At 63.2% G+C, this 26449-nt stretch carries 24 protein-coding genes and 1 pseudogene; 22 read left to right on the forward strand and 3 right to left on the reverse strand.

The window, feature by feature from the left end; translation table 11 throughout:
* Positions 1-45: 45 nt before the first annotated feature.
* Entirely contained in the window at positions 46-1974 is a 1929-nt protein-coding gene (locus NKI38_RS24680; protein ID WP_352661886.1) for an LTA synthase family protein, read from the forward strand.
* Between the two features lie 47 nt (positions 1975-2021).
* Here the strand turns inward: NKI38_RS24680 and NKI38_RS24685 are convergent, their stop codons facing one another.
* Positions 2022-3695: a pilus assembly protein TadG-related protein gene (locus tag NKI38_RS24685; RefSeq protein ID WP_352661889.1), complete on the reverse strand. Its 1674-nt coding sequence runs from the start codon at positions 3693-3695 to the stop codon at positions 2022-2024.
* Between the two features lie 462 nt (positions 3696-4157).
* On the opposite strand from NKI38_RS24685, the gene rpsF reads away from it, so the two are divergent.
* The 16 genes from rpsF (at position 4158) to NKI38_RS24765 (ending at position 18698) form a co-directional block, all read left to right on the forward strand.
* Positions 4158-4649, forward strand: a complete 492-nt coding sequence (gene rpsF, locus NKI38_RS24690; RefSeq protein ID WP_352661892.1) for a 30S ribosomal protein S6 — start codon at positions 4158-4160, stop codon at positions 4647-4649.
* Positions 4649-4897, forward strand: coding sequence for a 30S ribosomal protein S18 (gene rpsR / locus NKI38_RS24695; protein WP_006203718.1), 249 nt, complete (start codon positions 4649-4651; stop codon positions 4895-4897). Before rpsF ends, rpsR begins: the two co-directional genes overlap by 1 nt.
* Positions 4898-5125: 228 nt before the next feature.
* On the forward strand, positions 5126-5710 hold the full coding sequence (gene rplI / locus NKI38_RS24700) for a 50S ribosomal protein L9 (RefSeq protein ID WP_352627012.1): 585 nt from the start codon (positions 5126-5128) through the stop codon (positions 5708-5710).
* Between the two features lie 288 nt (positions 5711-5998).
* Complete coding sequence (locus tag NKI38_RS24705) at positions 5999-7303, forward strand: cyclopropane fatty acid synthase (protein ID WP_352661895.1); 1305 nt, start codon at positions 5999-6001, stop codon at positions 7301-7303.
* 67 nt (positions 7304-7370) lie between these two features.
* Positions 7371-7694 carry a YnfA family protein gene (locus NKI38_RS24710; RefSeq protein ID WP_352661898.1) on the forward strand — a complete coding sequence of 108 codons (324 nt, stop codon included), beginning with the start codon at positions 7371-7373 and terminating at the stop codon, positions 7692-7694.
* 1 nt (position 7695) lies between these two features.
* The gene (locus NKI38_RS24715; protein WP_352661901.1) at positions 7696-8667 is read left to right on the forward strand and encodes a small ribosomal subunit Rsm22 family protein; all 972 of its coding nucleotides are present in this window, start codon (positions 7696-7698) and stop codon (positions 8665-8667) included.
* A gap of 142 nt (positions 8668-8809) precedes the next feature.
* Positions 8810-9523: a DUF1428 domain-containing protein gene (locus tag NKI38_RS24720; RefSeq protein ID WP_352661904.1), complete on the forward strand. Its 714-nt coding sequence runs from the start codon at positions 8810-8812 to the stop codon at positions 9521-9523.
* 29 nt (positions 9524-9552) lie between these two features.
* Positions 9553-9918 carry a YciI family protein gene (locus NKI38_RS24725; RefSeq protein WP_352661907.1) on the forward strand — a complete coding sequence of 122 codons (366 nt, stop codon included), beginning with the start codon at positions 9553-9555 and terminating at the stop codon, positions 9916-9918.
* On the forward strand, positions 9915-11144 hold the full coding sequence (locus NKI38_RS24730) for an RNA polymerase sigma factor (protein WP_352661910.1): 1230 nt from the start codon (positions 9915-9917) through the stop codon (positions 11142-11144). The genes NKI38_RS24725 and NKI38_RS24730 overlap by 4 nt, the downstream gene beginning before the upstream one ends.
* Positions 11145-11372: 228 nt before the next feature.
* Positions 11373-12863 carry a replicative DNA helicase gene (locus NKI38_RS24735; protein ID WP_126068580.1) on the forward strand — a complete coding sequence of 497 codons (1491 nt, stop codon included), beginning with the start codon at positions 11373-11375 and terminating at the stop codon, positions 12861-12863.
* A gap of 69 nt (positions 12864-12932) precedes the next feature.
* The gene (radA, locus tag NKI38_RS24740; protein WP_352627002.1) at positions 12933-14336 is read left to right on the forward strand and encodes a DNA repair protein RadA; all 1404 of its coding nucleotides are present in this window, start codon (positions 12933-12935) and stop codon (positions 14334-14336) included.
* 63 nt (positions 14337-14399) lie between these two features.
* Positions 14400-15071, forward strand: a complete 672-nt coding sequence (locus NKI38_RS24745) for a CvpA family protein (RefSeq protein WP_352661913.1) — start codon at positions 14400-14402, stop codon at positions 15069-15071.
* 105 nt (positions 15072-15176) lie between these two features.
* Positions 15177-16646, forward strand: a complete 1470-nt coding sequence (purF, locus tag NKI38_RS24750) for an amidophosphoribosyltransferase (RefSeq protein ID WP_352661916.1) — start codon at positions 15177-15179, stop codon at positions 16644-16646.
* Between the two features lie 220 nt (positions 16647-16866).
* On the forward strand, positions 16867-17607 hold the full coding sequence (locus NKI38_RS24755) for an SDR family NAD(P)-dependent oxidoreductase (RefSeq protein ID WP_352661919.1): 741 nt from the start codon (positions 16867-16869) through the stop codon (positions 17605-17607).
* Between the two features lie 76 nt (positions 17608-17683).
* Entirely contained in the window at positions 17684-18313 is a 630-nt protein-coding gene (locus NKI38_RS24760; RefSeq protein ID WP_352661922.1) for a hypothetical protein, read from the forward strand.
* 163 nt (positions 18314-18476) lie between these two features.
* On the forward strand, positions 18477-18698 hold the full coding sequence (locus NKI38_RS24765; RefSeq protein WP_013532531.1) for a hypothetical protein: 222 nt from the start codon (positions 18477-18479) through the stop codon (positions 18696-18698).
* 162 nt (positions 18699-18860) lie between these two features.
* On the opposite strand, the gene NKI38_RS24770 is transcribed toward NKI38_RS24765, so the two are convergent.
* Positions 18861-19367: an OsmC family protein gene (locus NKI38_RS24770; RefSeq protein ID WP_352661925.1), complete on the reverse strand. Its 507-nt coding sequence runs from the start codon at positions 19365-19367 to the stop codon at positions 18861-18863.
* Positions 19368-19578: 211 nt separating this feature from the next.
* On the opposite strand from NKI38_RS24770, the gene aguA reads away from it, so the two are divergent.
* Both aguA and NKI38_RS24780 read left to right on the forward strand, forming a co-directional pair.
* Positions 19579-20685, forward strand: a complete 1107-nt coding sequence (gene aguA / locus NKI38_RS24775; protein WP_352661928.1) for an agmatine deiminase — start codon at positions 19579-19581, stop codon at positions 20683-20685.
* A gap of 44 nt (positions 20686-20729) precedes the next feature.
* A pseudogene (locus tag NKI38_RS24780) lies at positions 20730-21832 on the forward strand (polyamine ABC transporter substrate-binding protein).
* 77 nt (positions 21833-21909) lie between these two features.
* On the opposite strand, the gene NKI38_RS24785 reads toward NKI38_RS24780, so the two are convergent.
* Complete coding sequence (locus NKI38_RS24785; RefSeq protein WP_352661931.1) at positions 21910-22665, reverse strand: helix-turn-helix transcriptional regulator; 756 nt, start codon at positions 22663-22665, stop codon at positions 21910-21912.
* A gap of 105 nt (positions 22666-22770) precedes the next feature.
* On the opposite strand from NKI38_RS24785, the gene NKI38_RS24790 reads away from it, so the two are divergent.
* The 3 genes from NKI38_RS24790 to NKI38_RS24800 all read left to right on the forward strand — a co-directional run bounded on the left by NKI38_RS24790 (position 22771) and on the right by NKI38_RS24800 (position 26324).
* The gene (locus NKI38_RS24790; RefSeq protein ID WP_352661934.1) at positions 22771-24288 is read left to right on the forward strand and encodes a S10 family peptidase; all 1518 of its coding nucleotides are present in this window, start codon (positions 22771-22773) and stop codon (positions 24286-24288) included.
* 179 nt (positions 24289-24467) lie between these two features.
* Positions 24468-25355 carry a DMT family transporter gene (locus tag NKI38_RS24795; RefSeq protein ID WP_352661937.1) on the forward strand — a complete coding sequence of 296 codons (888 nt, stop codon included), beginning with the start codon at positions 24468-24470 and terminating at the stop codon, positions 25353-25355.
* A gap of 60 nt (positions 25356-25415) precedes the next feature.
* The gene (locus NKI38_RS24800; protein ID WP_352661940.1) at positions 25416-26324 is read left to right on the forward strand and encodes a DMT family transporter; all 909 of its coding nucleotides are present in this window, start codon (positions 25416-25418) and stop codon (positions 26322-26324) included.
* Positions 26325-26449: the final 125 nt, after the last annotated feature.

Raw genomic sequence — 26449 nt, forward strand, 5'->3', positions numbered from 1 at the left:
ATGACAATCGAGTGACGTGTTTGTCGCTGGGGTGGGGAAGTTAAAGTGGCAAAGAGTTCTAAACGCGTCGGCAAAGCCGCGCCGCAGTTCCTGGAAGACGACCCCTCTACCGGCTACCTGCCGGGCAGGAGATGGCCGGTTGTGCGCTATGGGCTGATCAGCCTGGCGATCGCTGCCGTCTTGGTGTTTGCCATCGAATTGATCGTGCGCGGCGACTTTGCCGGCACGGTCTCCTTCTTCCTGCAGCCGCTCAAGCCGGGCTGGACCACCATTGTCGTGTTTGCGCTGATCCTGATCGGCCTCGATGCGGTGCTCGGCCGCAGCCATCAGAGCCTGATGATCGTCGCGCCGCTGACGCTTTCCCTTGCTTTCGTCGGTCACCAGAAGTCGCACTACCTCGGCGACCCGCTCTATCCGGCCGATTTCCTCTATGCCCGCCAGATCTTCGCGCTGCTGCCGCTGCTGGTTCGCGACCGGCCGATGACCGCGCTTGCCATGGTCGTCGGCATCGTCGCCGGCCTGTCGCTGCTCGTCTATGGCTGGCGGCTGTGGCGCCGCAAGGTTCCGTCGCTCAGCCGCAAGGGACGCCTTGCCCGGCTGACGCTCGCAGTGCCGCTGCTTGCCTTCTTCGTTTCGATCATGGACTACGCCACCTTCTCCTGGACCAGGGACCGGCTGCAGATCATTCCGATCATGTGGGACCAGAAGGAGAACTATGCCTCCAACGGCTTTGCGCTGGCCTTCGCGCTCAATGTGCCGATGGCGCATGTCTCGGCACCGCCCGGCTATTCCGACAAGGCGATCGCTGCGATCGGCAGGCCTGATGTGACAGCCTCGGTGCCGGCCGAGAAGCCCGACATCATCATCGTCATGAGCGAGTCCTTCTGGGATCCGACCAAGCTGCCCGGCGTCACCATCACGCCCGATCCGATTCCCAATGTGCGGGCGCTGCGCTCGGGCTCGATGTTCTCGCCCGAATTCGGCGGCATGACCGCCAACATCGAGTTCGAGGCGCTGACCGGCTTTTCCAACGCGTTCCTGCCGGCCGGCAGCATCCCCTATCAGCAATATGTGCGCACGCCGACGCCTTCGCTCGCAACCTTCCTCAAGAGCCAGGGTTACCGGGCGCGCGCTATCCATCCCGGCACCAACTGGTTCTGGAACCGTGGCGCGGTCTATGCCGATTTCGGCTTCAACGACTTCAAATCGGAAGAGACGCTGCCGCCGATGCAAAAGCGCGGGCCGCTGGCATCGGACGCGGCGATGACCGACGAGATCATCAGCGAGGCCGACGCCAGCGACGAGCCAGTGTTCTTCTTTGCCGTCAGCCTGCAAAACCACGGCCCTTACGAGCCGAACCGCTATTACAATCCGACGCATACAGTGAAGGCGCCGATCAGCCAGTGGGCGCGCGAATCGCTGCTTAGCTACGCCGAGGGCTCAGCCGATGCCGATCGCGGCCTTGAACGCCTGGTCGAATGGGCGAAGAAACGCTCCCGTCCCACCGTGATCGCCTTTTTTGGCGACCATCTGCCGCCGCTGGGGCCGGTCTACGTCGAAACGGGTTTCCTCAAGGACAATGTCGCGCCGCGCAAGGAAGCGTCGCCCGAGGCCGCTATCGAACACCACGCGACGCCGCTGGTCATCTGGTCGAACCGCACCGGGCCGGCTGAAGATGTGGGCGCCGTCAGCCCGGCCTTCCTGCCCTATCATATCCTGAAGACGGCCGGCATCACTCATCCCTACTACACCGGCTTCCTGGGCGAGATGAGCGAGCGCTACCGTGTCGTCGACCGCAACCTGTTGCTGACGCCGGCTGGCGAGGCCACGCCCGACTGGGCGCGGCAGAAAGAGATCGACCCGGCGATCCGCGATTTCCGCCTTTTGCAGTACGATATGATGTTCGGCAAACGCAATGCGGCGCCCGACTTCTTCCCCGAAACGGTCGACAAGGTTGTCGCCCATACGAGTTGAACCGATCGATCCCGTCAGGAGCCGGCCCGACTCTCTCCGGTAAGTTTTCAATTCGTCAATTGCAGCTTCGAGAACTTGTTGGCGATCTGAAGGAACACGTTCGGCAGTTTGGTCGGATCGTTGACGGCATAGTAGTCGCTCGGATTCGAAGCACAGGCGCTGTAAAGCGCGCGGTTGGCTGCGGTGTCGGATTGCAGCACCATGGTGTAGATCTGCACGCCCTCGTTCTTCAATTGCGTGCAAACGCTTTTGGTCCAGCCGTCGACATTGCGCGCCGCGGTGATCTGGTTATCCGATCCGAAACGGCCACCCGCCAGGTAACCATAGGATGTGTAATCCGACTTTGTCGGTTCTTGTTCGCTGGCGCCATAGACGACGTTCTCGCCATCGGTGAGCAACAGTACGATTTTGCTGATGCCAGGCGTCTTCCAAGGCGCGCCATCGGTGTAGGGCGCCGCGGGCGACAGCACCCGCATGCCCCACGACAGACCCTCGGAGACATTGGTGCCTGAACCGTTCCACTCGGTCATCTCGCTTGCTGCCTTGCGCAGCTTGTCGAAATCGTCGGTCAGCGGGACGACGGGTGTGGGGCAAGCGCGGTTCGGGCCGACGGTTATGCGGGTGCCCGCCTCGGTGATGATCTCGTTGACGGGCGCGACATATTTGGCGACCTTTTCCTTGGCAGACTTGCCGGGCGTCAACAGATCGCCGAGGAGATCACTGAGATCGATGCCGAGAAGGTTGCCGTTCTGTTTGGCAAGCTTGGTCTTGTCGTAACCATCGTCGAGATAGGAATTGTTATAGTATTTATCCGAATTGCCATAGGAGGCAGATGGGGCCTGGGCAACTTGCGGATCGTCCGGCGCGAAATACGGAACGAACAGCGTGTCGGGCTTGGCGGGATCGGGCGGGGTGTCGGAAATGTTGTAGGTGCCCGGTCGCGCCTCGACGCAACCTTTCCAGCCCGTATCTGCCCCTGTAGAATCCTTCCATCCTGTCAACTTGGCGGCCGAGGCCGGATCTTTCATGAGCTGCCTGAACAGCGCCATGTGATTGGGACGCTTGCCGTCGATGACCGGGAAGTTAATGCCGTTGGTGGACGACTTGCCGTCCATGTCGATCCAGGACGGGTCGAATTCGTCACCGTCGACATTGACGGCCGTAACGAATGGAACCAGCGAGGCGCGGATCTGGCGCGTCGGCGACTTTGTCGTTTCGAGCGTGTCGAGCAATGATTTGGTCGCTGTCCTCAGCGCAGTCATACGCGCGCCGGCCATGGAGCCGGTGTTGTCCAGCACCAGAACGACCTCGAGCTGGTTGTTCGATTCGACGGCGGAGGCATCGACCTCGATGTGCTTGCTGTCGCCGAACAGGAAGGCAAAGTTCAGATTGACGTCCGCCGTGGCAACCGCCTTTGTCTTGACGAAATTGACGCCCTTGTCGACGGTTAACGTCGCCTGCGCATTGCCGAGTTCGCCGTGCCCGACGATGTTGGCCTGGAAATAGCGGTTGAAGGCATCGTTGCGGCTGATATCGAGATCGCCGAGATGCGAAGAGGCAAGGTTTGCCGCATCGAGGGCATTCTGCAGATTGCTCTTGGCCCGCATCAGGGTGGAGACATCGGTTGCGAAAGCGACAGCCGTCAGGATGACCGGCAAGCCCAGTCCCAGCACAAGCGTGAAATTGCCGCTCGTCGAGCGCCAGAATTTGTTGAGAAGCATCCTTACCCCCGGAAATGCTCGCCGCGCTTTTTGCACGGGTTATCCTGGCTTTTGTGCCTTCCATGATGAATCGACCGTTGACGGTGGGGTTTCAACTCCGCACAACCTGACATTGTGGTTAAGGCGCAGTTGCCGGAAACCACAAACTCCGGCCACCGTTGCTGCTCGTTTTTTCCTCCTGCGACACAGGAGAATGCCCGCTTGCCCTTGCGTTGTGGCCGGATTGCTTTATAGACGCCCGCAATCTGCCGGTCCTTGCTGGGGGCTGAACGGAGGGCCGGAGGTTTTTTCGAAAACCTTCGTGTGGAGCCAGAAGCGCTTCCGCCTCCCGTGTCTCCGCTCTCGACCGTCTCGTGATGCTCCTTTCTTCCCCGTGCCCTTGCTGGGTTTGCGGGTCAGAGAAGTTGCAGAGGCTTTTGCCGCCGGGAACCGGGAGAGAAACGAAGAAAGGCATAAGACATAATGGCTCTTTACGAACATGTGTTTCTTGCCCGGCAGGACCTCTCGCAGCAGCAGGTCGATGCGCTTGTCGAACAGTACAAGGGTGTCATCTCCGCGAATGGCGGGTCCGTCGGCCGGGTCGAGAACTGGGGACTGAAGTCCCTCACCTACCGGGTCAACAAGAACCGGAAGGCTTACTACACGCTGATGGACCTGAATTGCCCGGCGGCCGCGCTCAACGAGATGGAGCGCCAGATGGGCCTTTCCGAAGACGTGCTGCGCTTCCTGACCATCAAGGTCGAGGCACATGAGGAAGGCCCGTCGGCCATGATGCAGAAGCGCGAAGAGCGCTCGGAACGCGGTGGCTTCGGCGACCGTGACCGTGGCGATCGTGGTCCGCGCTCGTTCGGCGACCGCGAACGTGGCGATCGTCCGCCGCGCTCGTTCGGCGACGCCGGTGCCGATCGTGGTCCGCGCCGTCCGCGCGAAGGCTTTGAAGGGGGTGCAGAATAATGGTCGACATCAATCAGATCCCGACCCGGCGCCCGTTCCATCGCCGCCGCAAGACCTGCCCGTTCTCCGGCGCCAACGCGCCCAAGATCGACTACAAGGACGTACGTCTCCTGCAGCGCTACATTTCCGAGCGCGGCAAGATCGTGCCGTCGCGCATCACCGCCGTCAGCCAGAAGAAGCAGCGCGAACTCGCCAAGGCGATCAAGCGCGCCCGCTTCCTCGGCCTGCTGCCCTACGTGGTTCGCTAGGACTTTTAGTTCTGGCATGCGGGCGGTTCGCCGCCCGCTCTTCTCCCACGGCGACGGGCGCCGCAGGGTTGAACATCAAATCCCGGGTTGAGGTCAAACACCTCTAACTGCCGCGACAGGCAGGACAGCGACACCAGCGCCCAAGGCGCTCAAGCTTCCTGACCTGTTCCAGAGACATTCGGCGTCGATCTCATCGATCGATTGGCGCCCAACCAAAGGAACAAAATCATGGAAGTCATTCTTCTCGAACGCGTTTCCCGCCTCGGCCAGATGGGCGATACCGTCAAGGTCAAGGACGGCTTTGCCCGTAACTTCCTGCTGCCGCAGGGCAAGGCGCTGCGCGCCAACGAAGCCAACAAGAAAAAGTTCGAAGGCCAGCGCGCCCAGCTCGAAGCCCGCAACCTCGAGCGCAAATCGGAAGCCAGCCAGGTCGCCGAAAAGCTCGACGGCAAGAGCTTCGTCGCCGTTCGCTCCGCCGGTGAAACCGGGCAGCTTTACGGCTCAGTGTCGACCCGTGACATCGCCGATCTGCTGACGGCGGAAGGTTTTTCGATCAACCGCAACCAGATCTTGCTCAACCAGCCGATCAAGACCATCGGCGTCACCAATGTGGCGATCGCGCTGCATCCGGAAGTCGAGGTCACCGTCACGCTCAACATCGCCCGCACGGCTGACGAAGCCGAGCGCCAGGCCAAGGGCGAGACGCTGACCACCGCCGAAGCCATCTATGGCGACGACATCAACGACAATGCCCGGCCGGAAAACTTCTTCGACCCGAACACCGAGTTCGAGGGCGGCGAAGACAACGCCTGATCATACGTCGCAAGACGATCGGAGCCGTGCTCTGATCCCGATCGGAGCTACGCTCCGATCACTTTGCCGGCATCCAGCCATACTGGACCAACGCCCGGGCCTCGCGCCCGGGCTTTTTTATGCCAAATGGAACTTTTCGAACCCCTATATATTGTTGCAGACGCGCGTCCTTTGGCCGCGCAAATGACGCTGTGCTTTGGTTCGGCGCAAGATCCCCGATGAAAATCGATTCCGATTTTCGGGTCACGCGCCAAGACAGCCTGTCTGGCCGAGAGGGGACATTTGGTCATGAATATTCTGTTGAAGCGCGTTCTCGACCGCCTGGTGCGCACCGGCAATCTCAGGGTAACCGGTCCCAAGGGCGCGACGGTGGTTTTCGGCGACGGCAGCGGCGAACCGGTGCACATGCACATCAAGACCGCGCATGCCGAGCGCGCCATCACCTTCGATCCGATGTTGGCGGTGCCTGAAGCCTACATGGACGGCGAACTCGACATCCTCGAAGGCGGCGTGCTGGGTGTGATGCGCATCGCCTTCCAGAACATGGGCAGCGGCGGCATCGACGCCACCTGGTCGAAGGCCATCGAAGGCCTGCGCCACGCCTTCCGCCGCCTGCAGCAGATCAACACCGCCTCGCGCTCGCGCCGCAACGTGCAGCGCCACTACGATCTGTCGGGCGATCTCTACCGGCTCTTCCTCGACGAGGACATGCAGTACTCCTGCGCCTATTTCGAGCAGCCGGACATGACGCTCGACGAAGCGCAGTCCGCCAAGAAGCGCCACATCGCCGCCAAGCTCCGGCTGAAGGCCGGCCAGACGGTGCTCGACATCGGCTCCGGCTGGGGCGGACTCGGCCTCTACCTCGCCAAGGCGTTCGACGTCGACGTGCAAGGCGTGACGCTGTCGACCGAGCAGCATGGCGTCGCCACCGACAGGGCGCACGCGCAAGGGCTGGAAAGCCGCGTGCATTTCGAACTCAAGGACTACCGCGAACTCAACGAGCGTTTCGACCGTATCGTCTCGGTCGGCATGTTCGAACATGTCGGCGTCAACCACTACCGCACCTTCTTCGACAAGAGCGCGACGCTGCTCAAGCCGGATGGCGTCATGCTGTTGCACACGATCGGCCGTTCCGGCGTGCCGTGGGCGACCAGCGCCTTCATCCGTAAATACATCTTCCCCGGCGGCTACATCCCCGCGCTCTCGGAAGTCATGCCGGCGATCGAGAAGTCGGGCCTTGTCGTCACCGACGTCGAGATCCTGCGGCTCCACTATGCCGACACGCTGAAGCACTGGGGTGCGCGCTTCGCCGCCAACCGCGACAAGGCCAAGGCAATCTATGACGAGCGCTTCTGTCGGATGTGGGAGTTCTACCTGGCCGCCTCGGAAGCCGCTTTCCGCTGGCAGGACCTCGTGATCTTCCAGATCCAGATCGCCAAGAAGAACGACACGCTGCCAATGTCGCGCGACTACATGGCCAAGTGCGAGAAAGCGCTTGAGATGCGCGACATGGGGCATCGCGAAACGGCACCGGTCAAAAAGAGCCCTGCCGCCAGGCCAGTTCGGCGCCGCAAGGTTGCGGACCCGGAATAGCATTGTCGCTTGCCATTGCCGGCCCCTGCACTGAAAAAGGTCCTGTGACAGCCACGAGACCCTTTTCATGACTTATGTCTTCTATGCCGCCGCTGCTCTGGCCGAGATCGCCGGCTGCTTTTCGTTCTGGGCCTGGTGGCGATTGGAAAAGTCGCCGCTGTGGCTGCTCCCCGGTCTCGCCTCGCTCGCTCTGTTCGGCTTCCTGCTGGCGCTGGTCGACACGTCAGCCGCCGGCCGCGCCTACGCCGCCTATGGCGGCATCTACATTGCGGCGTCGCTTGGCTGGTTGTGGCTGGTGGAGGGCGTGCGCCCCGACCGCTGGGATTTTGCCGGAGCGGCGCTCTGTATTGCCGGCGCTTCGGTGATCCTTCTCGCCCCGCGGGGCGCGTGAGATGGAACTGCCGGCCCAACTTCGCCAGGGTGTCGAGCGTCTGCTCGAAAACATTCCGCTGGCGACACTGAAGCAAGCGGCAAAAACGCTGTCCGACCGTTATCGTGCCGAATTGCGCGACGGTCGTCTGCACATGGCGGAAGATCTGGCGGTGAAGGCCTATCTGGCGACGCGGTTGCCGGCGACCTATGCCGCGATCCGCGCCAGCCTCGACGCGCTGAGCGACGCCAAGCCCGACTTTCAACCCAAGAGCCTGCTCGATGTCGGGGCCGGCCCTGGTACGGTGCTTTGGGCCACGGCCGATCAGTGGCCGGATCTCGAACAGGCGGTGTTGTTCGAAGCCAGTGCCACAGTGCGCAAGGTCGGCGAGGCACTTGCCGCCGACGCGATCACCGCCCAGACCAGTTGGCTGGCCGGCGACGTCACCGTCGACCTCGCCGGCCTCAAGCCAGCCGATCTGGTGACGTGCGCCTATGTGTTGGACGAAATTGTTCCGGCATCGCTGCCGAAACTCATCGACCGGCTCTGGCGGCTCACCGCCGACACGCTGCTCATCGTCGAGCCGGGTACGCCAGCCGGATGGCAGCGCATCCTTGCCGTGCGCCAGCAGCTGATCGAGGCGGGCGCGCATGTGCTTGCCCCTTGCCCGCATCAGGCGCCCTGCCCGCTCGCCCAGCCCGACTGGTGCCATTTTTCCCGCCGCGTCGCCCGCTCGCGCCTGCACCGGCTGGCCAAGGATGCCGATGTGCCATGGGAGGACGAGAAATTCATCTATGTCGCGGCTTCCCGCGATGGACCCACCTCGCACCAGGCACGGGTTCTTGCGCCGCCGAAATCCGGCTCCGGCAAGGTTCTGCTCAAGCTCTGCCAGGAAGATGGCACCGCCGCCGAGCGCTTGTTCACCAAGCGCGACGGCGCCGATTTCAAGCTCGCCCGGCGGCTGGACTGGGGCGACAGGCTGGCTTCCGAATAGGCGGCAGTGGCGTTTGGGACCACGCCGAAGAAAAATTTCGGAGCGATGTCGAATCCGGGCTGTGCCGTTCGACCATTGGCGTTCTCGGACCTTTCGAGACGCCAAGAGTGTCAAACGGCATCAGCCAACAGGAGAAAACGCAATGAGCTATATCGCAGGATTTGTCGCCGCGGTGCCTGCCGCCAACAAGGAAGCCTATCGCAACTTTGTTGCCAAGGCGGCATCGGTGCTGAAGGAGTTCGGCACCACCCGCATGGTCGAAGGATGGGGCGATGACGTGCCCGGCGGCAAGATCACCGACTTCAGAGGTGCCGTGAAGGCAAAGTCGGATGAGGTCATCACCTTTTCGTGGCACGAATATGCGGACAAGGCGGCCGCGGACGCGGCCTATCACGCGATGATGAGCGATCCGCGCATGGCGGAGATCGGTGCGCCCATGCCCTTTGACGGCCAGCGCATGATCATCGGCGGCTTCACGCCGTTCATCGACCTGAACACGACCGGGGAGACCGGCTACATCGATGGCTCGCTGGTGCCGGTGTCGGCCGCCAACAAGCAAGCTTACTTTGCAGTGGCGGCGAAGCAGGCCGCGGTGATCAAGGAACATGGCGCAACCCGCGTCGTCGAAGCCTGGGGCGACGATGTTCCCGACGGCAAGATCACGGATTACCGTGGCGCCGTGAAAGCGACGGGCGACGAGGTGGTCGTCTATGCCTGGGTCGAATGGCCGTCGAAGCAGGTGCGCGACGAAGCCTGGAAGAAGGTGATTGCCGATCCGCGCATGTATGCCGACGCCATGCCCTACGACAACCAGCGACGGGTCCATGGCGGCTTCGCCACGATCCTCGACGCCTGAGCCCAAGAATCAAGATAAGGAAACCCAACATGCGTTACGCCTGTCTCATCTACTACCACCCCCAGACGTTGTTCGGCGGCAGCCCGCAAGCCAATGCCGCGCTTGCCGAATGCGCCGGATATGACGACGTGCTCAAGGCCAGCGGCCATTTCGTTGCCGGCGAGGCCCTCGTGCTGCCGGAAGAGGCAATGACCGTGCAGGTTCGCGACGGCAAGATGTCGTCTGTCGACGGTCCGTTCATGGAGACCAAGGAGATACTGGGCGGCATCATCGTCATTGAGGCGCGCGACCTCAATGAAGCCGTGCGCGTGGCGAGCGGCCATCCACTGGCAACGATCGGCTTTGTCGAAGTCCGCCCGGTCGTCGACTTCAGCCAGCCGCCGCCTGTGCTGTGAGCACCGCCGGCCCACGCGATGCCCTGGAGGCGGCCTACCGCACCGAGGCGCGGCGTGTGCTGGCGACCTTGATCCGCCTGCTCGGCGGTTTCGAGGCGGCGGAGGAGGCCTTGCATGAGGCCTTCACCGCTGCCGCCGAACAATGGCCGCGCCAGGGCGTGCCAGCCAATCCCTATTCCTGGCTGGTCTCGGCAGGCCGCTTCCGAACCATCGACCGCTGGCGCCGGGAAGCGCGGCTGGCCGGGGCTCTACCGGAGCTCACGGCCCTGGCCGAGCCGACACCCGAGCCAGCCCTTGCGGAAGACATCCAGGACGACGAATTGCGGCTCATTTTCGTCTGCTGCCATCCAGCGCTGACTCCGGATGCACGCATCGCTCTGACCCTGCGCGAAGTGGGTGGCTTGACCACCGAAGAGATCGCCCGCGCCTATCTGACGCCCGCACCGACCATCGCCCAGCGCATCGTGCGGGCCAAGGCCAAGATCCGTGACGAGGCGATCCCCTACGAAGTGCCCGACCGCGGTGAATTGCCGGCGCGGCTCGAGAGCGCGCTGCAGGTGATCTATCTGATCTTCAACGAGGGTTACGCGGCAACCGAAGGGCCGAACCTGACGCGGGCCGATCTCTGCGCCGAGGCGATCCGGCTCGGCCGGCTGATGGTCGAGCTGCTCGACCAGCCGGAGGCGCAAGGCCTGCTCGCCCTGATGCTGCTGCATGAGGCGCGGCGCACAACGCGGGTCGACCCTGCCGGCGATCTCGTGCTGTTGGAGGACCAGGACCGCACGCTCTGGGACCGCGCACTGATCGCCGAGGCCGACGGGCTGATCGGCCAGGCGATCGCCTCGCGCCGCATCGGACCCTATATCCTGCAGGCAGCGATTGCTTCCGTTCACGCCGAGGCGGCAGGTACGACCGAGACCGACTGGGTACAGATCGTCGCGCTTTACGACGTGCTGAGTCGCGTCGACCCTTCGCCCATTGTGGCACTCAACCGCGCTGCGGCCATAGGCATGCGCGACGGCCCGCAGGCCGGACTGGCGGCAATCGAGACGGTCATGGGACAAGGCGGCCTCGACGGCTACCATCTCGCGCATGCCGCACGGGCAGACATGCAGCGCAGGCTTGGCTTGGGTGATGCGGCAAAAACCTCCTATCGGCGGGCGCTTGAGTTGACCCGGCAACCGGCGGAACGCCGTTTCATCGAGAGGCGACTCAGTCAGCTTTGAGCCCAGTGGCTGCGCAGAGCACCATTGCTTGTTTTCCCGTTTTGTTCTCCCTATAGATGCGCTACGATCGTTCTTTCGATTCGAGTCAATCGTGATTCTTTCCACTGAAAAAACTCGGCTGTGAATCGCGGGTATCAAAGCTGATTGGACAGGCACTGGTGCAGATAAGTCAGCATGGGACTTGTCACGTTCTGATATCGAAAAGCCGGGATTTTAATCGGGGACATCATGGCAGAAGCAGCGCGAAAGTTCGGCGTCGCGGAAACACCGCTTTATCGTGAAGCGCCAAACAACATCGAGGCCGAGCAGGCGCTGCTCGGCGCCATCCTCGTCAACAACGACGCCTTCTACCGCGTCTCGGACTTCCTCAAGGCCAGCCATTTCTACGAGCCCCTGCACCGCAAGATCTTTGAGGTGGCGTCCGAGTTCATCCGCATGGGCAAGGTCGCGACGCCGATCACGCTGAAAACCTTCCTGCCGGCCGACGAGAAGGTCGGCGACATGACAATGGCGCAATATGTCGTGCGGCTGGCGGTGGAGGCCGTCACCGTCGTCAACGCCACCGATTATGGCCGCGCCATCTATGATCTTGCTACGCGCCGCGCGCTGATCACCGTCGGCGAGGACATGGTCAACATCGCTTACGACGCGCCGGTCGACATGGCACCCGGCGAACAGATCGAGGACGCCGAGCGTCGTCTGTTCGAACTGGCCGAAAACGGCCGCTACGATGGCGGGTTTGAAAGTTTTTCCGATGCGTTGAAGAACGCTGTCGACATGGCCAGTGCCGCCTATATGCGCGATGGCCACCTGTCCGGCATTGCCACCGGCCTGCGCGATCTCGACCACCGCATGGGTGGCCTGCAGCCGTCGGATTTGATCATCATCGCCGGCCGCCCAGGCATGGGCAAGACGTCGCTGGCCACCAACATCGCCTATAACATCGCTGCCGCCTACGAGCCCGCACAGCAGGCGGACGGCTCCGTCAAGGCGGCCAATGGCGGCGTCGTCGGCTTCTTCTCGCTCGAAATGTCGTCGGAGCAGCTGGCCACCCGCATCATCTCCGAGCAGACCGAGATCCCGTCGTCCAAAATCAGGCGCGGCGACCTGACCGAAGCCGATTTCGGCAAGCTCGTCGCCTACACGCAAGAGAACCACAAGCGCCCGCTCTACATCGACCAGACGGGCGGCATTTCGATTGCCCAGCTTGCAGCTCGCGCCCGCCGCCTCAAGCGCCAGCGCGGGCTGGATCTGATGGTCATCGACTATATCCAGCTGATGCAGGGTTCATCCGCCAAGGCGTCGCAGAACCGCGTCCAGGAAATCACCGAGATCACCACCGGACTGAAGGCGCTGGGCAAGGAACTCGGCGTACCGATCATCGCCCTCTCGCAGCTCTCGCGTCAGGTCGAAAGCCGCGACGACAAGCATCCTCAGCTGTCCGACTTGCGCGAATCGGGTTCTATCGAGCAGGACGCCGACGTGGTGCTGTTCGTGTACCGCGAGGAATATTACATCAAGAACAAGGAGCCGGAAAAGGGCACGCCCGAGCACCTCGCCTGGGAAACGAAGATGGTCGAGGTCCAGGGCAAGGCCGAAGTGATCATCGCCAAGCAGCGCCATGGACCGACCGGCACCGTCAGCCTTGCCTTCCAGGGCGAGTTCACCCGCTTCTCCGACCTTGCCGAGGAGCATCACCTGCCGGAAAGGTTCGAGTAGCTTTTTGACCTACCGTCGCGCTCTGTCAGGAACGCCTGACCTCCGCAATTTTCAGCCTGCGGCAACGTAATGGCCAAATCGCGCGTTCAATTCATCTGCCAGAGTTGCGGATCGGTGCATCAGCGCTGGGCCGGCAAATGCGATGCCTGCGGCGAGTGGAACACGCTGGTCGAGGAAGGCACGGCCGGCGGCATCGGCTCCGGTCCGGCCAACACGCGCAACGCCCGCAAGGGCCGCGCCGTGGTGCTGACCACGCTGTCCGGCGATATCGAGGATGCGCCGCGTATCATCTCGGGCATCGGCGAACTCGATCGCGCCACCGGCGGTGGTTTCGTGCGCGGCTCGGCGCTGCTGGTCGGCGGCGATCCTGGCATCGGCAAATCGACGCTGCTCACCCAGGCGGCGGCCGCACTGGCGTCAAAGGGCCACCGCATCGTCTATGTCTCGGGCGAAGAGGCGGTCGCGCAGATCAGGCTGCGGGCGCAACGGCTTGGTGTCGCGTCCTCTCCGGTGGAGCTTGCCGCCGAGACCAATGTCGAAGACATCCTCGCCACGATAGCCGACGGCAAGCGGCCCGACCTCGTCATCCTCGATTCGATCCAGACACTGTGGACCGACCTCGCCGATTCGGCGCCGGGCACCGTCACCCAGGTGCGCGCCGCCGCGCAGGCGATGATCCGTTATGCGAAATCCACGGGGGCGGCGATCGTGCTGGTCGGCCATGTCACCAAGGAAGGCCAGATCGCCGGGCCGCGCGTAGTCGAGCATATGGTCGACGCCGTGCTCTACTTCGAAGGCGAAGGCGGCCATCACTATCGTATCCTGCGCACGGTGAAGAACCGTTTTGGACCGACCGACGAGATCGGCGTCTTCGAAATGTCGGACAAGGGTCTGCGCGAAGTTGCCAACCCATCCGAGCTTTTTCTTGGCGAACGCCATGCGAAATCGCCGGGCGCCGCGGTTTTCGCTGGCATGGAGGGGACGAGGCCAGTGCTGGTCGAGATCCAGGCGCTGGTGGCGCCCTCCTCGCTCGGCACGCCGCGCCGCGCCGTCGTCGGCTGGGATGGCGCCCGGCTGTCGATGACCCTGGCGGTTCTCGAGGCCCATTGCGGCGTGCGCTTCGGCAGCCACGATGTCTACCTCAACGTCGCCGGCGGTTATCGCATTTCGGAGCCCGCGGCGGATTTGGCAGTGGCGGCGGCCCTGGTTTCCTCGCTCACCGGCCTTGCCCTTCCCGCCGATTGCGTCTATTTCGGCGAAATCAGCCTTTCGGGCGCCGTGAGGCCGGTTGCGCATGCGCAACAGCGCCTCAAGGAAGCCGAAAAGCTGGGTTTTGGAAGCGCGGTTCTGCCCTCGGGAAGCGGGGAACTGGCCGGGGGGATCGGAGCCGGTTCTTTCCAGCCGACCGAGCTTGCCGACCTCGTGGCACGCATAGCCGGCTCACGCCGAAGCCGCGTGGACGAGGAAGACTAGAGCATCGGACCCAAAAACCGATGCTCCGCGCTATAATGCGGCTCATGGAGTGGGGCGAAAGACATGCCGATTACGCTGCTTGACGGAATTCTCGTCGGCTTCACTCTGGTCTCGGCGATGCTCGCCATGGTTCGCGGCTTCTCTCGCGAAATCCTGTCCGTCGTCTCCTGGGCAGCGGCAGCGGCGGCGGCATTCTTCTTCTACAAGCCGGTTGTGCCTTACCTCGCGCCCTACATCGAGAATGAAAAGGTCGCTATGGCGGCCGCCGCGGGCGTGGTCTTCATCATCGCGCTGATCGTCGTGTCGGTCATCACCATGAAGCTCGCCGACTGGATCATCGATTCCAGGATCGGCGCACTCGACCGTACGCTTGGTTTCCTTTACGGCGCCGCGCGCGGCATCCTTGTCGTTGCCGTCGCGCTGCTGTTTTTCAACTGGCTGGCCGGCGCCAAGGCACCGGCCTGGGTCACGGAGGCCAAGTCGCGGCCGCTGCTCGAGCAGATCGGCGCCAAGCTCGAAAGCCTGCTGCCCGAAGACCCGGAAAACGCCATCCTGAAGAAGCTCAATCCGAATCAGCCGGCCGTCGAGACGCCCGCGGCTCCGGACGCACCGGCGGCCGATGCTCCGTCAGGTGGCGACGATGCCAACGCGCCGGCACCCGACGACAACGATGCTGAAACACCGCCGGCGGACAACGCCCCGGCCAATCCGGCGCCGGCTGCACCGGCAAACTGACGCCGGAAATGGGCGCTGGGAATTGACGATGGTGTGAATGGCTGCACGGCGCGCGTTGCTTTCGACGCGAACCCGCATTATATGGCGATTTTAGCGGAGCTTAAGATGGCAGACGCAGACGACGTGCTTTCCGCCGAGGCCGACGACCATTTCCACGACGAATGCGGCGTGTTCGGCATTTTCGGCCGGCAAGATGCCGCGGCCATCGTCACATTGGGCCTGCATGCGCTCCAGCATCGCGGCCAGGAAGCGGCCGGCATCGTTTCCTATGACGGCAGCCAGTTCCATGTCGAACGCCATGTCGGCCTGATCGGCGACACCTTCACCAAGCAGCGCGTCATCGACAGCCTGCAAGGCAACCGCGCCATCGGCCACACGCGCTACGCCACCACCGGCGGCGCCGGCATGCGCAACATCCAGCCCTTCTTCGCCGAATTGGCCGATGGCGGCTTCGCCGTCGCCCACAACGGCAATCTGACCAACGCCATGACCGTGCAGCGGGCGCTGCAGAAGCAAGGCGCGATCTTCTCCTCCACCTCCGACACCGAGACGCTTTTGCACCTCGTCGCCACCAGCAAGGAGCGCGATTTGAACTCGCGTTTCATCGATGCGGTGCGGCAGGTCGAGGGTGCCTTCTCGCTGGTCGCGATGACGGCCAAGAAGATGATCGGCTGCCGCGACCCGCTCGGCATCCGCCCGCTGGTGCTGGGCGATCTCGATGGCGCCTGGATCCTGGCTTCCGAAACCTGCGCTCTCGACATCATCGGTGCGCGTTTCGTGCGCGACCTGAAGCCCGGCGAGATGGTCGTCGTCACGTCCAAGGGCATTGAAAGCCTGTTCCCCTTCGAGCCGCAGAAGACCCGCTTCTGCATCTTCGAATATGTCTATTTCGCGCGGCCTGATTCCTCGGTCGAAGGCCGCAACGTTTATGAGGTGCGCAAGCGCATCGGCGCCGAGCTGGCGCTCGAAAGCCCGGTCGAGGCCGACATTGTCGTGCCGGTGCCGGATTCGGGCACGCCGGCGGCGATCGGCTTTAGCCAGGCGGCCGGCATTCCCTTCGAACTCGGCATCATCCGCAACCATTATGTCGGCCGCACCTTCATCCAGCCCGGCGATTCGATCCGCCACATGGGCGTCAAGCTGAAGCACAATGCCAACCGCCGTATGATCGAGGGCAAGCGCGTGGTGCTGGTCGACGACAGTATCGTACGCGGCACCACCAGCCAGAAGATCGTGCAGATGGTGCGCGACGCCGGTGCCAAGGAAGTGCATATGCGCATCGCCTCGCCGCCGACACGCGCCTCCTGCTTCTACGGCGTCGACACGCCGGAGAAGTCGAAGCTTCTGGCATCACGCATGTCTGTGGAAGAAATGGCCGAGTTCATCCGCGTCGATTCGCTCGGCTTCCTGACCATCGACGGGCTTTACCGCGCCGTGGGCGAGGCCAGCCGCGACAACGATCAGCCGCAATTCTGCGACGCCTGCTTCACCGGCCAGTACCCGACCCGCCTGCTCGACTTCGAAGGCCACGACAATGTGCGCACGCTGTCGCTGCTGGCGACGAGCGGGACGTAGGATTGCCGGACGGTCATTTGTTTTCGCCAGTTTGCCCCCCTCTGTCCTGCCGGACATCTCCCCCTCAAGGGGGGAGATTGGCCCACGTCGGGCCTAGCGCCAATTCTGCGCCGTTCGCAATTGGCGAAAGCATTGCGTTTGGTCGATCTCCCCCCTTGAGGGGGAGATGCCCGGTAGGGCAGAGGGGGGTGTTTCACGCCGACCGTACGGAAACTCTCGCATGACCCTCGACCTTACCGGCCGCGTTGCGGTCGTTACCGGCGCCTCGCGCGGCATCGGCTACTTCATCGCCAAGGAATTGGCTGCCGCCGGCGCGCATGTCGTCGCTGTGGCGCGCACTGTCGGCGGCCTGGAAGAGCTTGACGATCAGATCAAGGCAGCCGGCGGCCAGGCGACACTGGTGCCGCTCGACCTCGCCGACATGGCCGGCATCGACCGGCTGGGCGGCGCCATCCACGAGCGCTGGGGCAAGCTCGACATTCTCGTCGCCAATGCCGGCGTGCTCGGCGTCATCTCGCCGATCGGCCATGTCGAAGCAAAAACCTTCGAGAAGGTGATGACCATCAACGTCACCTCGACATGGCGGCTGATCCGCTCAGTCGACCCGCTGCTGCGGCTCTCCGATGCCGGCCGGGCCATCATCCTGTCCTCCAATGCGGCGCACTCGGCCCGCGCGTTCTGGGCGCCCTACGCGGCATCCAAAGCGGCGGTCGAGACTATGATGCGCTCCTGGGCGCATGAGACACAGAGCCTGCCGCTCAGGGTCAACGCCGCCGACCCCGGCGCCACCCGCACCGCCATGCGGGCGCAGGCGGTACCGGGCGAGGATCCCGAAACGCTGCCGCACCCCTCCGAGATCGCCAAACGCATCGTGCCGCTGGCCAGCCCGGACCTGAAAGAGACAGGTTTGATCTTCCAGGCCAAGCACAATCGCTTCGTCGCCTATCGCCAGCCGGAATAAAACTTGATTGCGAGATGGATTAAATAGGCCTCCGGCAACGTTTCTTCTGACGTAACCGGTCGAAACGGAGGACACCATGCGCAGACTGCTTCTCGCCACCGCCGCTACCCTGATCGCAGCCGCGGGCGCCGCCTATTCGCAAGACGCAACGATGAGCTTCTTCGTCACCAGCGTCGGGTCCGGCAAGGGAGCCGATCTCGGCGGCCTCAAGGGCGCCGACGCGCATTGCGCCTCGCTGGCGGAGGCCGCCGGCGTCACCGGCAAGACCTGGGCCGCCTATCTGTCGACCAGCGACACCGATGCGCGCGACCGCATCGGCAAGGGGCCGTGGGTGAACGCCAAGGGCGTCAAGATCGCCGACGACGTCGCCTCGCTGCACAGCGACGCCAACGGCATCACCAAGCAGACGGCGCTGAACGAGAAGGGCGAAGTGGTCAACGGCCGCGGCGACACGCCGAACCGCCACGACATGCTGACCGGCTCCAAACCCGACGGCACCAAGATCGCCGACCAGACCTGTGGCGACTGGACGATGAGCGGTGCCGAGGGGGCCGCGATGATGGGTCATCACGACCGTACCGGCCTTGACGATTCGGCGGCCGCCAAATCCTGGAATTCCTCGCATGCCTCGCGCGGCGGCTGCAGCCAAGAGGCGCTGAAGGGCACCGGAGGCGATGGCCTGTTCTATTGTTTTGCCACCAACTGAGCCGATTGGTCTTCGAAATTTGGGCTGGAATCCGCCGTCACATCACGCGGCTGTGATGTGACGGCGGAAGGCTGATCCGCGGTCATGCTTTCGTCATTTCCGTGGAGTTGGTAGGATCGCATCGACTCCCACAACAAGCGCCCAACTGGCAGAGGAAATCCCCATGGCTACGACCGCAGCAGCGTTGGTCTGGTATCTGGTAATCGCCGGCCCGCAGGGAGGCATGGTCGTGCTGCCCAGCACCTTCGACAAGCGCGAACAGTGTACCGCCGCCATCACCGAATATCAGAAGCAGCCGACACCGGCCGGCTGGTCGGTGCAATGCGTGCCGAGCGCCTCGCCCTTCACCGACGAGGGTGACGCCGAAGAACCGTCAGCGCAGTAGTGAGCGTAATCTCCCCCCTTGAGGGGGAGATGGCCGGCAGGCCAGAGGGGGTCGCCGCGCGTGGAGCGCCGGCATTCTCTTTTCAACGTAGGAGGTCGCGCCCCGTCATTCCGACCCCCTCTGTCGCCTTCGGCGACATCTCCCCCTCGAGGGGGGAGATCCTCAGCGCTGAGCTGAAACCGTCAGTTCCGGCTTCTGGCTGATGGTCTGGAACACCACGCAATAGCGCTCGGTCAGCTTCAGCAGCGAGTCTATCCGCCCCTGCGGTTCATCGGTGTCGAGGTTGAAATTGAGCCGGATGGCGCGAAAGCCGACCGGCGCATCTTTTGCCACACCGAGCGTGCCGCGAAAATCGAGATCGCCTTCGGCTTCCACCGTGGCGGCGCCGAGCTTGAACTCAAGCGCCGTCGCCACTGCCTTCAGCGTCACCCCGGCGCAGGCCGCCAAGGCCTCCAGCAGCATGTCGCCCGAGCAGAGTTCAAGGCCTGAGCCGCCGGTTGCCGGATGCAGACCGGCAATGGCGAGCGCCCTGCCCGTCTCGACCTTGCAGGCGACCGACTGGTCGTCGATCGAGCCCTTGGCGCGAAGCGTGATCAAGGCTTGCGAAGCGTCGTCGCGATAGGCCTGCTTCAGCGGCGCCTGCATGGCCTTCAGTTCGGTCGCATCCATCCGCTCTCCCCTTTCGTCGACTGTTCCCAGCACCGGCATAACGCCGTCCGGCCGAGATTTGCGCCGATCACCATGGCAAGGCAATGCCATTCATCCTTGCCGCAAGGGCCGGCCGCCACCGCACAATATCCCAAATGGGACATTGACGGACAAGGCTCCAAAAACGTCTGATCCGGGCAAGTCGTCACTCCATTTTTCCGGCGGTTCCCAGATGCCCCGTACCCTCTCGACAAAGCCTAGGCAGGATGGGTTTCGCGCGCCCGGCGAATTCGAGCCCAAATCAGGCTGCTGGCTGATCTGGCCGGAGCGGCCGGACACCTGGCGCCTCGGCGCCAAGCCGGCGCAGAAGCTGTTCGTCGATGTCGCCGCGGCGATCGCGCAGAGCGAGCCGGTGACCGTGGCGGCGTCCGCTCGCCAATGGCAGAATGCCCGGGCGCGATTGCCAGGCAATGTGCGCGTCGTGGAAATGTCCACCAACGATTCCTGGCTGCGCGACAGCGGTCCCAATTTCGTCGTCAACGACCATGGCGATGTGCGTGGCGTCGATTGGATCTTCAACGCCTATGGCGGTTTTGACGGCGGCCTCTACGTGCCATGGGACCTGGATGACCTGGCGGCGCAAAAGGTGCTCGAGATCGAGAACATGGATCGCTACCGGGCGCCGCTGATCGCCGAGGGTGGCGGATTGCAGTGCGACGGCCAGGGCACGCTCATCACGACGGAGCAATGCCTGCTCAACCGAAATCGCAACGCCCATCTCGGCAAGGCTGAGGTGGAGCGGCAGCTTGGCGACTATCTCGGTGTCGACACCATCATCTGGCTGCCACGCGGCTTAGCCTTCGACGAGACCGACGGCCATGTCGACGACGTCTGCTGCTTCGTGCGCCCCGGCGTCGTCGTGCTGAGCTGGACCGACAATCGGGAAGATCCACAATATGAGATCGTGCGGGAAGCCGAGGACGTGTTGCGTTCGGCCCGTGACGCGCGCGGTCGTGCGCTCGAGGTCCATCGACTGCCGCATCCCTTGCCGATCGAGATGACGCTTGAAGAAAGCGACAGCGTGGACCGGCTCGATTCGACCTGGGCGCGACCGGCCGGAAACCGGATCGCGGCGAGCTACATCAACTACTATCCGGGCAACAGCGTCGTCGTCGTACCGCAGTTCGGCTGCGATCTCGACGTGACTGCCAAGCAGAAGCTGGCCGCGCTGTTTCCCGACCACAGAATAGTCGGCATCGAAAATTCCCGCGAGATCTTGCTGGGCGGCGGCAATGTCGCCTGCATCACCTTGCCGGTCTATGCCCCGCAACGACGTTGACGGACGACGGATGCCGAAAACCGGCAGCGAAAAGGAGAACACTGATGCGCGCTCTGATCTTCTCAACCCTGCTTGCCGGGCTTGCTTGCGGCATCTGCGCCGGTACGGCCTCGGCGGACGAGGAAAAAATCGTCAACGTCTACAACTGGTCCGACTACATCGCGCCGGACACAGCCGAGAAATTCGAGAAGGAGACGGGCATCAAGGTTCGCTATGATGTTTATGACGGCAACGAGGTCCTCGAAACAAAGCTGCTCACCGGCGGCTCCGGGTATGACGTGGTCTACCCCTCAGCCTATCCGTTCCTGAAGAACCAGGTGACGGCGGGGGCTTTCCTGGAACTCGACAAAGCGAAACTTGCAAACCACTCGAAGATCGATCCGCAAGCCCTCTCGCTGATCGCGGGCGCCGACCCGCGGAACCTGCATGCCGTGCCCTACATGGCCGTCACCGACGGCATCGGCTACAACGTCGCGGCGGTCAAGCAGCGGCTACCGGACGCACCGACGGATTCCTTCGCCATGGTTTTCGACGTCGAAATGGTCTCGAAACTCTCCGATTGCGGCGTGGCCATGATCGACGCTCCCGCCGAAGTCATTCCGATGGCGATGAACTACCTTCACATCAACCCAAATCGACCAGCCCCGACGACCTCGCCAAGGTCGAGGACCTGATGGGCAAGGTGCGACCCTACACCCGCTATTTCCACTCGTCGAAATACATCAACGACCTGGCGAACGGCGACATCTGTGTCGTATTGGGCTGGTCGGGCGACATACTTCAGGCAAGGACCCGCGCCGCCGAATCCGCCAAGAAGCTGGAGATCGCCTATTCCATTCCCAGGGAAGGCACGCTCATCAACTTCGATACGATGGCGGTGCCGAAGGACGCGCCGCATCCCGAAAACGCCCAGGCCTGGATCAACTTCAATTTGCGGCCCGATATCGCCGCGGCCAATTCCAGCTATGTCTCCTACGCCAACGCGATACCGGACTCGTTGCCGCTGATGGACAAGGCGATAGCCAGCGATCCCGGCGTCTTTCCGCCCGATGCCGTCAAGGCCAAGTTGTTCGTGGTGGACAACAACGACGCAAAGTGGCTGCGATCACAAAACCGCATGTGGACGCGCATCGTCACGGGACAATAGAGCAATCCCAGGAAAAGTGCGTACCGGTTTTCCGTCCGGAATTGCGTCAAAAGAAGATAGGGCCGGCGCGGAAGTCGTCAGCCCTGGACGACGTCGCGGATGGTCGCCAGCAGCTCGACCTGGGAGTGCACGCCAAGCTTGCGATAGATCTGCTTGATGTGGTTGCGGACGGTACCGGGCGAGATAGCGAGGCTTCGCGAAATTGTCTTGGCGTTGCCGCCACCAACCAGATGCCGTGCGATCTCGCTCTCTCGGCTGCTCAGCCGCGATCGCCCCTCACCGATTGCGGCGCCCTTGTCCCGGGAGCGGCACAGATGAAGCAGCCTTTGCAGAATGAGCCTCGTCGCGCTGCTTGCCGCGCAAGCCATCGCCAGATCCTGCTCGCCAAAGGCCGGCGCCCCGTTTCGCCTGAGAAAGGTGACATAGCCGGCGGTCAGCCTGTCGAGATTGAACACACCAGTGATCTCGTCGAAGCTGTCGGAGGGACCATAGAATTCGCGATAATAGGGTGTGCGCCGGAAGTCGCCATTGCGCAGAGCCGATAGCGGCAACAGAAAATCCTGCCTTGTGCTGGCGAACCTCTGGAAGAAGGGATCCTGGCGATAGATGTGGGCGTCGTAGTCGCGGTTCCAGCGATCGGGGCCGGCATCGTCTATAGTCAGGGACGTGATATCGCGATGGTAGAAGCCGACATAGACGCGGTCGGAGCCAACCAGCCCGCTCGCCGCCGCCGTGAAGCGAGCCGACAACTCTTCGGGCGTCGCAGCCATTGCCGCAGCGGCCACGCCGTCGCTCCAGCGCCCAAACTGATCGAGAGAAACGTTCGACTGCATTCCGGCTCACCCTAGCGCAAGCCGTTGCAAGTTCAAAATAGCCATTTCCTTTGACTTCGATCATCTCGGCCATACCTATGCGGGAGTCGTTCTCGCGGAGCCACCATGCCGGTCAAGCTGAAACTGATCTTCCTTATCCTGCCAATGCTTGCCGCCCTGGCGCAGCCCGTCCTGGCTGAAACGGCGGAGCGACCGGGCCCCTCGGGCGGCGTGCTGTCCCTGCTGCCGCCGCCGCAGATCACCAACCATTCGATCACCCTCGCCGGGCGCAAGCTGGATTATCAGGCCAAGGCCGCCACCCTGTCGTTGCTTTCCGGCAAGGGCGACGTCACGGCGGAGATCTTCTATGTCGCTTACACGCTGGAGCCACCGGCAAGCGCGACCAAAGATCCGCAGCGGCCGATTACCTTCGTGTTCAACGGCGGCCCTGGAGCAGCGTCCGCCTATCTGCATATCGGCGCACTCGGTCCGCGTATAATCGCGACGGGAGCCGACGGCGAATTTCTGCCTTCACCGCAAAGGCTTATCGACAATCCGGACAGCTGGCTCGACATGACCGATCTGGTCTTCGTCGATCCGGTGGGAACCGGATATAGCCGCGAGGCACCGGGCCAGGACACGCACGACTTCTGGGGCGTCAATCAGGATGCCAGCTCGATAGGCGCCTTCATCCGGCTCTATCTCGCGCAGAACGGCCGCACCGGGTCGCCGCTGTTCCTTGCCGGCGAAAGCTATGGCGGCTTCCGCGCGGCGCTGCTCGCCAGGACATTGCAGGAAGATATCGGCATCAGTCCGAACGGCATCGTGCTGATCTCGTCGGCGCTGGAGTTCACGCTGGTGCAGCCCGACGAATTCGAGCCGCTGCATTGGGCGCTCGAACTGCCTTCCCTGGCGGCGGTGCGCCTACGCGCCGAAGGCGTCAGCGGCGATGCGTTGCGGGAGAAGCTGGCCGAAGTCGAACATTATGCGCTGGGCGATTACCTTACGGCGCTCACCAGCGGACTAGAGCAAGGCAGGCGACTGGCCAGCCAACGCGTGGCTGACATCACCGGCCTGCCGCTCGACCTCGTGCAGCGGAACTCCGCCCGCATCCCGACCGGCCTGTTCGCAAGGGAGTTCGCCCGTGCCAGCGGCAAAGTGCTCAGCCCATATGACGCCATGATCGGCACGGCCGATATCGCGCCCGAGAGCGCCCGCATCGCCGGCGCGGATCCGGTGCTAGACCGCAGCGTGCCGGCGTTGACGTCGGCTTTCGTCGGCTACGTCAGCGACGAACTGAATTTCCGCACCGATGTCAGCTATCGGCTGCTCAATGGCGAAATCAGCCACAATTGGGACTACGGGACCAGCGCCTCACGACAAGGTTATGCCGGGGTGATGGACGATCTGCAGCGGGCACGCTCGCTGAACCCTTCGCTCGGCGTCGTGATCGTCAACGGCTACACCGACCTGGTCACGCCATACCTCGCCTCGCGCTATCTGGTGAATCAGATCCCGTCGCTCGCCAATGCCAAGCCTATCCGCCTCGATGTCGTCGAGGGCGGACACATGATGTATTTCAGGTCCGACGGCCGGCGCGCCCTGAAAGAGGCCGCTTCGGAGCTTTACCAGGCGACGCAGTAAGCTTTGCGACGGTGCGGCTCGCCATGGAACGCCTGCGCCAACATAAGCACGGGGCTGGCGTAGCGCTGCACCGACTTTCGCCCGTATAGCTTGGTGCCGAGGGAGCTGAATTCCCAGGTCCCTTGTGTTGCTCCTCACAGCATCTCTGCCGCTCCGGCAATTTTGGTCCCACGCGCCTTATGGCCGATATCGCCATTCTCGAAACACGCGAGCGGGTTCTTGTCGGCATCCTGCTGACCGGTGCGGCCTATTTGCTGTTTTCGACGCAGGATGCTTCGATCAAGCTGCTGGTCGTCGGCATGAGCGTCTGGCAGATCATGTTCTTCCGCAGCATCACCATTCTGGGCGCCTGCGCGGCGATCGGCGGCCGACAGCTGTTTGCCGACACGGCGCGCTCGCCGATCGTGCGGCCGATGCTGGTGCGGAGCGCCTTCACGCTTGCCGCCTGGCTCTGCTACTACAACGCCGCGCGCAGCCTGCAGTTGGCCGAACTGACCACCGTCTACTATGCGGCGCCAATCATCGTCACCGTGCTTTCGGTGGTGATGCTTGGCGAAAAGGTGCCGATGTTGCGCTGGCTGGCGGTGCTGATCGGCTTTGCCGGCGTGTTCGTCGCTTGCGACCCAACCCATCTCGGCCTGTCCGTGCCGGTGCTGCTGGTGCTGGCGGCCGCCTTTTTGTGGGGCATCGCCATCGTGCTCTTGCGCAAGACCGCCCTTGCCGAGCGCTCGATGATCCAGCTCCTTCTCAACAATTTCTATTTCCTGGTGTTCGCAGCGGGGCCGGCGCTGCTCTGGTGGCAGACGCCCGACTGGGCTCAATTGCTGCTCGTTGCCAGCGTCGGTGCGCTCGGCGGCCTTGCGCAATATCTTCTCTTCGAGGGCATGAAGCGCACACCGGCCTCGGTCCTCGCACCGCTCGAATACACCTCGCTGTTGTGGGCATTCGCGCTCGGCTTTGCGATCTGGGGCGACGTGCCGCGCCGCGAAGTCTTCCTGGGTGCGGCCCTGATCATCGCTGCCGGCCTGCTGATCGTCGGCACCGAGCATTTTCGTAAGCGGCTATGATGTGGATCACCATCACTGCTGACGCCACGATGTCAGGACTGAACGGCGTAGGCTGGCTGCATGACTGACATTGCAGCCGCCACCGACACCGCCGCGGAGCGCACGCTTGGCATCATCCTGGTGTCGTCGTCGGCCGCCGTCTTCGGCCTGACCGGCGTTCTGACAAAGTCGATCCATGCCGACCCGCTGACCATCATCTGCTGGCGCGGCTTTGTCGGTGCGATCCTGATCAGCCTCTACGTGTTATGGCGCCGCCGCCGCTCCGGCAACCGCGAAACGCTGCGCCTTGGCTGGCGCGGCTGGCTGCTGGCGGTGGAGGGGGCGCTGGCCAGCATCGCCTTCATCTCGGCGTTCAAGTTCACCTTCGTCGCCAATGTCGCCGTCATCTATGCCACAGCGCCTTTCGTCACCGCGCTGCTGGCCTGGATTTTGACCCGCGAGCCGTTCCGACTGCAGACGATGGTCGCCGCCGCCGTGTCGCTGTGCGGCGTGACGATCATGGTCTGGTCCGGCTTCGGCAGCGGCAATCTGTTCGGCGACGGACTGGCGCTGCTGATGACCATCGGCAGCGGCCTCTACATGATCATGGTGCGCGCTTTCCGCGACACGCCCGTGGTGTGGGCCGGTGCGGTTTCGGCTTTCCTGTTGTTCGTGCTCGGCTGGTTCGTCACCGATCCGCTGGCGGTTTCGCCAAGGGATGCCGTTCTGCTCGCCACTTTCGGCGCGTCCTTCGCACTCTCCTCGATCCTGTGGACGGAGGGCGCGCGGCTCATCCCGCCCGCCGAATCCGGGCTGCTCGGCTCGGCGGAAGTGCCGTTCGCGATCCTGTTTGCCTTCCTGTTCCTGGGCGAGATTGCGCCGGCCGCCAGTATGATCGGCGGCGCCATCGTGTTGTGCGCGGTGTTTGCCCATGCGGGGCGGGATTGGCTGATGACCCGCTCGCAACGCATGGCGTCAAATATTTCTTAAAAAAATGACACAGTCACGGAACCATCATCGTGGTCAGGCATTATTGGTGCGACGGGCCATCCCCAAGTCCCCCCAAACCCCTCGGCCCGTCCTACTCTCAAGCCGACCGTAAGGTCGGCTTTTTC

The organism is Mesorhizobium sp. M0621 (assembly GCF_040320745.1).
Lineage (GTDB): Bacteria > Pseudomonadota > Alphaproteobacteria > Rhizobiales > Rhizobiaceae > Mesorhizobium.

Bases quoted from the DNA above. Each gene is read 5' to 3' on its own strand.
- NKI38_RS24800 (WP_352661940.1), top strand. From the start codon at position 25,416: ATGACTGACATTGCAGCCGCCACCGACACCGCCGCGGAGCGCACGCTT.
- NKI38_RS24745 (WP_352661913.1), top strand. From the start codon at position 14,400: ATGCCGATTACGCTGCTTGACGGAATTCTCGTCGGCTTCACTCTGGTC.
- NKI38_RS24685 (WP_352661889.1), bottom strand. From the start codon at position 3,695: ATGCTTCTCAACAAATTCTGGCGCTCGACGAGCGGCAATTTCACGCTT.
- NKI38_RS24790 (WP_352661934.1), top strand. From the start codon at position 22,771: ATGCCGGTCAAGCTGAAACTGATCTTCCTTATCCTGCCAATGCTTGCC.
- rpsR (WP_006203718.1), top strand. From the start codon at position 4,649: ATGGTCGACATCAATCAGATCCCGACCCGGCGCCCGTTCCATCGCCGC.
- NKI38_RS24765 (WP_013532531.1), top strand. From the start codon at position 18,477: ATGGCTACGACCGCAGCAGCGTTGGTCTGGTATCTGGTAATCGCCGGC.
- NKI38_RS24755 (WP_352661919.1), top strand. From the start codon at position 16,867: ATGACCCTCGACCTTACCGGCCGCGTTGCGGTCGTTACCGGCGCCTCG.
- NKI38_RS24705 (WP_352661895.1), top strand. From the start codon at position 5,999: ATGAATATTCTGTTGAAGCGCGTTCTCGACCGCCTGGTGCGCACCGGC.
- rplI (WP_352627012.1), top strand. From the start codon at position 5,126: ATGGAAGTCATTCTTCTCGAACGCGTTTCCCGCCTCGGCCAGATGGGC.
- NKI38_RS24720 (WP_352661904.1), top strand. From the start codon at position 8,810: ATGAGCTATATCGCAGGATTTGTCGCCGCGGTGCCTGCCGCCAACAAG.
- NKI38_RS24760 (WP_352661922.1), top strand. From the start codon at position 17,684: ATGCGCAGACTGCTTCTCGCCACCGCCGCTACCCTGATCGCAGCCGCG.
- purF (WP_352661916.1), top strand. From the start codon at position 15,177: ATGGCAGACGCAGACGACGTGCTTTCCGCCGAGGCCGACGACCATTTC.
- rpsF (WP_352661892.1), top strand. From the start codon at position 4,158: ATGGCTCTTTACGAACATGTGTTTCTTGCCCGGCAGGACCTCTCGCAG.
- radA (WP_352627002.1), top strand. From the start codon at position 12,933: ATGGCCAAATCGCGCGTTCAATTCATCTGCCAGAGTTGCGGATCGGTG.
- aguA (WP_352661928.1), top strand. From the start codon at position 19,579: ATGCCCCGTACCCTCTCGACAAAGCCTAGGCAGGATGGGTTTCGCGCG.
- NKI38_RS24795 (WP_352661937.1), top strand. From the start codon at position 24,468: ATGGCCGATATCGCCATTCTCGAAACACGCGAGCGGGTTCTTGTCGGC.
- NKI38_RS24710 (WP_352661898.1), top strand. From the start codon at position 7,371: ATGACTTATGTCTTCTATGCCGCCGCTGCTCTGGCCGAGATCGCCGGC.
- NKI38_RS24770 (WP_352661925.1), bottom strand. From the start codon at position 19,367: ATGGATGCGACCGAACTGAAGGCCATGCAGGCGCCGCTGAAGCAGGCC.
- NKI38_RS24735 (WP_126068580.1), top strand. From the start codon at position 11,373: ATGGCAGAAGCAGCGCGAAAGTTCGGCGTCGCGGAAACACCGCTTTAT.
- NKI38_RS24785 (WP_352661931.1), bottom strand. From the start codon at position 22,665: ATGCAGTCGAACGTTTCTCTCGATCAGTTTGGGCGCTGGAGCGACGGC.
- NKI38_RS24725 (WP_352661907.1), top strand. From the start codon at position 9,553: ATGCGTTACGCCTGTCTCATCTACTACCACCCCCAGACGTTGTTCGGC.
- NKI38_RS24715 (WP_352661901.1), top strand. From the start codon at position 7,696: ATGGAACTGCCGGCCCAACTTCGCCAGGGTGTCGAGCGTCTGCTCGAA.